Source organism: Streptomyces sp. NPDC059740, from assembly GCF_042733155.1.
In the GTDB taxonomy this organism is placed as follows: domain Bacteria; phylum Actinomycetota; class Actinomycetes; order Streptomycetales; family Streptomycetaceae; genus Streptomyces.
The window spans coordinates 171,672-178,322 of the sequence record NZ_JBHWGP010000008.1 but is presented as its reverse complement, the minus strand read 5'-3'; the positions used below and the strand labels follow the sequence as shown (position 1 = coordinate 178,322).

Annotated in this window: 5 protein-coding genes and 1 riboswitch; of the genes, 1 reads left to right on the top strand and 4 read right to left on the bottom strand. The window is 70.7% G+C overall.

Annotated features, from left to right (window positions below):
• Positions 1 to 48: 48 nt before the first annotated feature.
• Together ACFV3R_RS13155 and ACFV3R_RS13150 are read right to left on the bottom strand one after the other, a co-directional pair.
• The gene (locus tag ACFV3R_RS13155) at positions 49 to 1,131 is read right to left on the bottom strand and encodes a ribonucleotide-diphosphate reductase subunit beta (protein WP_385580309.1); all 1,083 of its coding nucleotides are present in this window, start codon (positions 1,129 to 1,131) and stop codon (positions 49 to 51) included.
• Positions 1,131 to 3,557, bottom strand: a complete 2,427-nt coding sequence (locus ACFV3R_RS13150; protein WP_385580306.1) for a ribonucleoside-diphosphate reductase subunit alpha — start codon at positions 3,555 to 3,557, stop codon at positions 1,131 to 1,133. The genes ACFV3R_RS13155 and ACFV3R_RS13150 overlap by 1 nt, the downstream gene beginning before the upstream one ends.
• A 171-nt stretch (positions 3,558 to 3,728) precedes the next feature.
• A riboswitch (cobalamin riboswitch) is annotated at positions 3,729 to 3,811 on the bottom strand.
• Positions 3,812 to 3,945: 134 nt separating this feature from the next.
• Here ACFV3R_RS13150 and ACFV3R_RS13145 point away from each other — a divergent pair.
• Positions 3,946 to 4,530 (top strand): Uma2 family endonuclease, encoded by a 585-nt coding sequence (locus ACFV3R_RS13145; RefSeq protein WP_385580303.1) that lies wholly within the window; start codon positions 3,946 to 3,948, stop codon positions 4,528 to 4,530.
• 112 nt (positions 4,531 to 4,642) lie between these two features.
• On the opposite strand, the gene mctP is transcribed toward ACFV3R_RS13145, so the two are convergent.
• Both mctP and ACFV3R_RS13135 read right to left on the bottom strand, forming a co-directional pair.
• Complete coding sequence (mctP, locus tag ACFV3R_RS13140) at positions 4,643 to 6,337, bottom strand: monocarboxylate uptake permease MctP (RefSeq protein ID WP_385580299.1); 1,695 nt, start codon at positions 6,335 to 6,337, stop codon at positions 4,643 to 4,645.
• Positions 6,334 to 6,600 carry a DUF3311 domain-containing protein gene (locus ACFV3R_RS13135; RefSeq protein ID WP_385580296.1) on the bottom strand — a complete coding sequence of 89 codons (267 nt, stop codon included), beginning with the start codon at positions 6,598 to 6,600 and terminating at the stop codon, positions 6,334 to 6,336. The genes mctP and ACFV3R_RS13135 overlap by 4 nt, the downstream gene beginning before the upstream one ends.
• Positions 6,601 to 6,651: the final 51 nt, after the last annotated feature.

The following is a 6,651-nucleotide window of genomic DNA, read 5'->3' as shown; positions in this document are numbered from 1 at the left end:
CGGACGTACCGCGGGCCCCGGCCCCTCGCCGCGTGCGGGGACGCCCGCCTAGAACTCGTCGTCGAAGGAGACCGAGCCCTCGACCGCCACCTGGTAGGCGGAGGCGCGGCGCTCGAAGAAGTTCGTCAGCTCCTGCACGTCTTGCAGCTCCATGAAGGAGAAGGGGTTGCGCGAACCGTAGACCGGCTCGAAGCCCAGCCGCTGCAGGCGCTGGTCGGCGACGCACTGGAGGTACTCGCGCATCGACTCGGTGTTCATGCCGGGCAGGCCGTCGCCGCACAGGTCGCGGCCGAACTGCAGCTCCGCCTCGACGGCCTCCCGCAGCATGGCGGTGACCTGCTCGCGCAGCTCCTCGTCGAAGAGGTCGGGCTCCTCCTCGCGGACGGTGTCCACGACCGAGAACGCGAAGTCCATGTGCATCGTCTCGTCGCGGAAGACCCAGTTGGTGCCGGTGGCCAGGCCGTGCAGCAGGCCCCGGCTGCGGAACCAGTAGACGTACGCGAAGGCGCCGTAGAAGAACAGGCCCTCGATGCACGCGGCGAAGCAGATCAGGTTCAGCAGGAACCGGCGCCGGTCGGCCTTGGACTCCAGCCGGTCCAGGCTCTCCACCTCGTCCATCCACCGGAAGCAGAACTGCGCCTTCTCACGGATGGAGGGGATGTTCTCCACCGCGGCGAACGCGGCGACCCGGTCGTCGTGGTCGGGCAGGTAGGTGTCGAGCAGCGTCAGGTAGAACTGGACGTGCACGGCCTCCTCGAAGAGCTGCCGCGACAGGTACAGGCGCGCCTCGGGCGAGTTGACGTGCTTGTAGAGGGTCAGCACCAGGTTGTTCGCCACGATCGAGTCGCCGGTGGCGAAGAACGCCACGAGGCGGCTGATGAGGTGCTGCTCGCCGGGGGAGAGCTTGGCGAGGTCGGCGACGTCGGAGTGGAGGTCGACCTCCTCCACGGTCCAGGTGTTCTTGATGGCGTCGCGGTAGCGCTCGTAGAAGTGCGGGTACCGCATGGGCCGCAGGGTGAGTTCGAAGCCCGGGTCGAGCAGGTTCTTCGCCGCGCCGGCGGTGTGCGCGGCCTCGCTGGCGGAGCGGGGCTGCGGGACCTCCGCGGTACGGGTGTCGTCGGTGGTGGTCATTACTGGCATGCCTCGCAGGACTCGGGGTTCTCCAGGGAGCAGGTGACCGCGTCCGGGTCGGTCACCGGGGCGGGGGCGGCCGGGGCCGGCTGCCGCGCGGCCTCGGCTCCCCTGGCGGACTGGGCGATGCGCGTGGCGGGACGCGACCGCAGGTAGTAGGTGGTCTTGATGCCGCGCTTCCAGGCGTAGGCGTACATCGAGCTGAGCTTGCCGATGGTGGGTGAGGCCATGAACAGGTTCAGCGACTGGCTCTGGTCCAGGTACGGGGTGCGGGCCGCCGCCATGTCGATCAGCGAGCGCTGGGGGATCTCCCAGGCGGTGCGGTACAGCAGGCGCAGCTCCTGCGGCAGGCGCTCGATCTCCTGGACGGAGCCGTTGGCCTCGCGCAGCGCGTCACGGGTGGCGGCGTCCCACCGCCCGAGCGCCTTGAGCTCCTGCACCAGGTAGGTGTTGACCTGGAGGAACTCGCCCGACAGCGTCTCGCGCTTGAAGAGGTTGGAGACCTGCGGCTCGATGCACTCGTACACGCCCGCGATGGAGGCGATGGTCGCGGTCGGGGCGATCGCCAGCAGCAGGGAGTTGCGCAGTCCGGTGGTGGCGATGCGGGCGCGCAGCGCCTCCCACCGCTCGGGCCAGGTCTGCTCGGCGTCCGCGTAGTGGTCGGGGTGGAGCACGCCGCGGGCGGTGCGGGTGGCGGACCAGTTCGGCAGCGGGCCGTGCCGCTCGGCGAGGTCGCAGGAGGCCTCGTAGGCGGCGAGCATGATCCGCTCGGAGATCCGCGTGGAGAGCCGGCGCGCCTCCTGCGAGTCGAAGGGCAGCCGCAGCCGGAAGAAGACGTCCTGGAGCCCCATCAGGCCCAGACCCACCGGTCGCCAGCGGGAGTTGGAGGCGCTCGCCTGCGCGGTCGGGTAGAAGTTGATGTCCACCACGCGGTCCAGGAAGGTCACGGCGGTGCGGACGGTGGCGTCCAGCCGCTCCCAGTCCATCTCGCCGTCCTCGCCCAGGTGGGCGGCGAGGTTGACCGAGCCCAGGTTGCACACGGCCGTCTCGCCGTCGTCGGTGACCTCCAGGATCTCGGTGCACAGGTTCGAGGAGTGCACCACCCGGCCCGGCTCGGCGGTCTGGTTCGCCGTGCGGTTCGAGGCGTCCTTGAAGGTCATCCAGCCGTTGCCGGTCTGCGCGAGGGTGCGCATCATCCGGGCGTAGAGGGTGCGGGCCGAAACGGTGCGCTCGGCCTTCCCCGCGGCCTCGGCGGCCCGGTAGGCGGCGTCGAACTCCTCGCCCCACAGGTCGACCAGCTCCGGCACCTCGGAGGGCGAGAACAGCGACCAGTCGGCGTCCGTCTCGACGCGGCGCATGAACTCGTCGGGGATCCAGTGCGCGAGGTTGAGGTTGTGGGTGCGGCGGGCGTCCTCACCGGTGTTGTCCCGCAGCTCCAGGAACTCCTCGATGTCCGCGTGCCAGGTCTCCAGGTAGACGCAGGCCGCGCCCTTGCGCCGGCCGCCCTGGTTGACCGCCGCCACCGAGGAGTCGAGGGTGCGCAGGAACGGCACGATGCCGTTGGAGTGCCCGTTGGTGCCGCGGATCAGCGAACCGCGGGCGCGGATGCGGGAGTAGGACAGCCCGATGCCGCCGGCGTGCTTGGACAGCCGCGCGACCTGGTGGTAGCGGTCGTAGATCGAGTCCAGCTCGTCCAGCGGCGAGTCCAGCAGGTAGCAGGAGGACATCTGCGGGTGCGTGGTGCCGGAGTTGAAGAGCGTGGGGGAGGAGGGCAGGTAGGAGAGGGTGCTGGTGAGCCGGTACAGCTCCGCCACGTCCGCCAGGGCCCGCGCCGAGTGGTCCTCGGCCAGGCCGCAGGCCACGCGCAGCAGGAAGTGCTGCGGGGTCTCCACCACGCGGCGCGTCAGCGGGTGGCGCAGCAGGTAGCGGGAGTAGACCGTGCGCAGCCCGAAGTAGCCGAAGCGGTCGTCGGCGCCGTCGGCCAGCGCCCGCTCCACCAGCGCGTCCAGGCTCGCGGCGTGCTCGGCGACGAAGGCCGCCGTGGACTCGCCGATGAGGCCCTCGCGGTGTCCGGTGGCCACCGAGGCGGAGAAGGACGTGGCGCCCTCGGCGGCGGCCTCCTCGGCGACGGCCAGGGTCAGCAGCCGGGCGGCGAGCCGGGAGTACTCGGGCTCCTCGCCGATGAGACCGGCGGCGGCCTCGATCGCCAGACCGCGCAGTTCCGCCTCGTCGGCGGAGCCGCTGCGGCCGCGCAGCGCGGCGGCGGCCACCCGGCCGGGGTCGGTGGCGGGGAGGTCGGCGGTCAGCTCGGTCAGGCTGCGCAACAGCGCCGTGCCCGGCGCGTCGGTGGGCCCGGTCTCGTGGGCGGCGGGCGTGGCGGGCCCGTCCTTGGTGGCTGACGCGGGGTCCGTGGGCGCGATGGTCACGGGTGCTTCTCCCTCACTCGGCGTTGGCGGACCGGGGGAGAGCGGGGGCGGGACGGGCACGGCGGCACCGCGAGAGGCCGCGGGCATGCCGCATCGCGTCCACCGGCCCAACCCTCGGAGCCCGGACGTGGTCGACGCACCGCGCCGGCGGGCGCGGCGGTCACCGTCGGCAGGTGGTCGGACTCGCGGGCCGCAGCGCAGGGCGGCACCGCTCACCGTTGCGGGACAGTCCCGGACTTCCACCGGGTTCCCCTGCGACGACAGCGGGGACGAGCATACATCTTGTGGGCGGGGGCGAAAGCACCCCCAGATGTTGTGTTGGGTGGTGTGGGAGGAGAGCGTTTGTCGGTGCCGGCCGCTAATGTTGGACATTCCTGGGAGGTAGCTCATGACGGCTGTAGAAGACCGTTTTCACATCCAACCCGACGAGTTCGACGAGTGGACCCGCATACTCGCCCGCACTTCGGAGGGACCGCGGGTGGAGCTCATCGACGGGAAGATCAGGAGCCGGGCGGTGCCGGACGGAGACCATGACCTCATCATCGAGTGGCTGACCCGCATCTGCCTCCAGTCCCGACCGGAGCTGTGGCTCTATCCCGAGCGCGGCCTGAAGGTCCAGGCGTACCGGACGGGCCGCGCGCGGCCGGACGGCTCGCTCGCCCCCAGCGGTGTCTTCGGTGGGCAGGGCGAGTGGGCGGACCCCAGTGAGGTGCTGATGGTCGTCGAGGTGACCTCCTACGACTCCGACACCGACCAGCGCGACCGGGTCGAGAAGCCGCGGGCGTACGCCGAGACGGGCATCCCCGTCTACCTCCTCGTCGACCGGGACTCCTGCGAGGTGACCGTCTACAGCGAGCCCGACGGCACCCGCTACGAGAGCGCGCGCACCGTGCCGTTCGGGAAGACCGTCCACCTCCCCGAGCCCGTCGGGATCCCGCTGGAGACGGAGGCGCTGAAGGACTGGGTGCGGTGACGACCCGGCGGCGCCGGCGCCGCCGTGACAGCTCCGGCGGGAACGGCCGTGGGGGCCGCCGGACATCCGACGGCCCCCACGGCCGGTGTGCGCCGTGTGCGGCGTGTCCCTCTCAGCGCCCGGCCGGGGCCTCCTCCTCGGCGGCGGTCGCCGGCGGCAGCGGGACCTCCACCTCGGGGTCGTCGGAGTCGGCGGTGTAGTCCGAGGGCACCGTCTCGTCCACGCCGTCGGGGGCCTTGACCGCCCGCAGGACGAAGGTGAGGACCACGGTCACCACGACGTTGAGGACGAAGGCGGTCAGTCCGATGTAGCCGATCTCGCCGATGCCGGGGATCTCGGCGCTGGACCCGCCGAAGTGCTTCTGCGTGGGGCTGGCCACGCCGAACGCGGCCGCGGTGCCGTAGACCATGCCCACGGCCCAGCCGGCCAGCAGCGCCCACCGGTGGAACCAGCGGGTGAACAGGCCGCCCACCAGGGCCGGCATGATCTGGAGGATCCAGATGCCGCCCAGCAGCTGGAAGTTGATCGCCACCGTCTTGTCCATGGTCAGGACGAAGATCAGCGCGCCGACCTTCACCACCAGCGAGACCAGCTTGGCGACCCGGTGCTCCTGGGCCGGTGTGGCGTCGCGACGGATGAAGTCCTTGTAGACGTTGCGGGTGAAGAGGTTGGCCGCGGCGATCGACATGATGGCCGCCGGGACCAGCGCGCCGATGCCGATGGCCGCGAACGCCACGCCGGTGAACCAGTCGGGGAAGGTCGACTCGAAGAGCTGCGGCACGGCCAGCTGTCCGTTGGTGAGCTTCAGCCCGCCGGCGAGGGCGAGGAAGCCGAGCAGGGCGAGCATGCCCAGCATCAGCGAGTACAGCGGCAGGATGGTGGTGTTGCGGCGGACCACCTTGCGGCTGCGCGAGGAGAGCGTCGCGGTCACCGAGTGCGGGTACATGAACAGCGCCATCGCGGAGCCCAGCGCCAGCGTCGCGTACGCCCACTGGGCGTTGGGTCCGCTGGCCAGTTCGCCGCGGGGTTTGCCGGTCGCCGGGTTGGTCTGCGACAGGGTCTTGCCCGCCACGTCGAAGATGTGCTCGAACCCGCCCAGTCGGATGGGGATGTAGATGATGGCCACGGCGATGACGATGTAGATCAGCGCGTCCTTGACGAACGCGATGAGCGCCGGGGCCCGCAGTCCCGAGGAGTAGGTGTAGGCGGCCAGCACGCCGAAGGCGATCAGCAGCGGCAGGTCCTTGACGAACCAGTTGGTGTTGTCGCCGCCGCCGATGCCCATGACGTCCAGCACGGCCTGGATGCCCACGAGTTGCAGGGCGATGTACGGCATGGTGGCGAGGATGCCGGTGAAGGCGAGGGCCAGCGAGAGCCCGCGCGAGCCGAAGCGGCCCCGGACGAAGTCCGAGGAGGTGACGTAGCCGTGGCGGTGGGAGACCGACCACAGCCGCGGCAGGAAGGTGAAGATCATCGGGTAGACGATGATCGTGTAGGGCACCGCGAAGAACCCGGAGGCGCCGGCCGCGTAGATGGCGGCGGGGACGGCCACGAAGGTGTAGGCGGTGTACAGGTCGCCGCCGATGAGGAACCAGGTGACCCAGGTGCCGAAGCTGCGGCCGCCCAGGCCCCACTCGTCGAGGTTGGCGGCGCTCTCGGCGCGGCGCCAGCGCGCGGCGAGGAAGCCCATCACCGTGACCAGGACGAAGAAGAAGGCGAAGACGATCAGGGCGACGGTGTTGACGCCGTTCTTGACCTGGAGCGTCTCGGCGAGCTGGACGGTGGTTCCGGTGAGCGCCGCGGTCATCGCGAACCCCCCTTGCGGGCCCGCTCATCGCGCTTGACGAGCTGGTAGGCGATGCCGGTGAGCACCGCGGAGATCAGCACCCACGCCATCTGGTACCAGTAGAAGAACGGAATGCCGATGAAGGCCGGCTCCACCTTCGCGTACGAACTCACCCACAGCATCGCCACGAAGGGAATGACCAGGCAGATGCCGGCCACCACACGTGCCGGCGTGACGACCGGTCTCGCGGGGGCGGCAGCGGTGGAAGGTGGCGGCTCGGACATGGCGGCGGCTCCGTTCAGCGATGGTCATGGCCCAGGTCAGCGCACGCAATC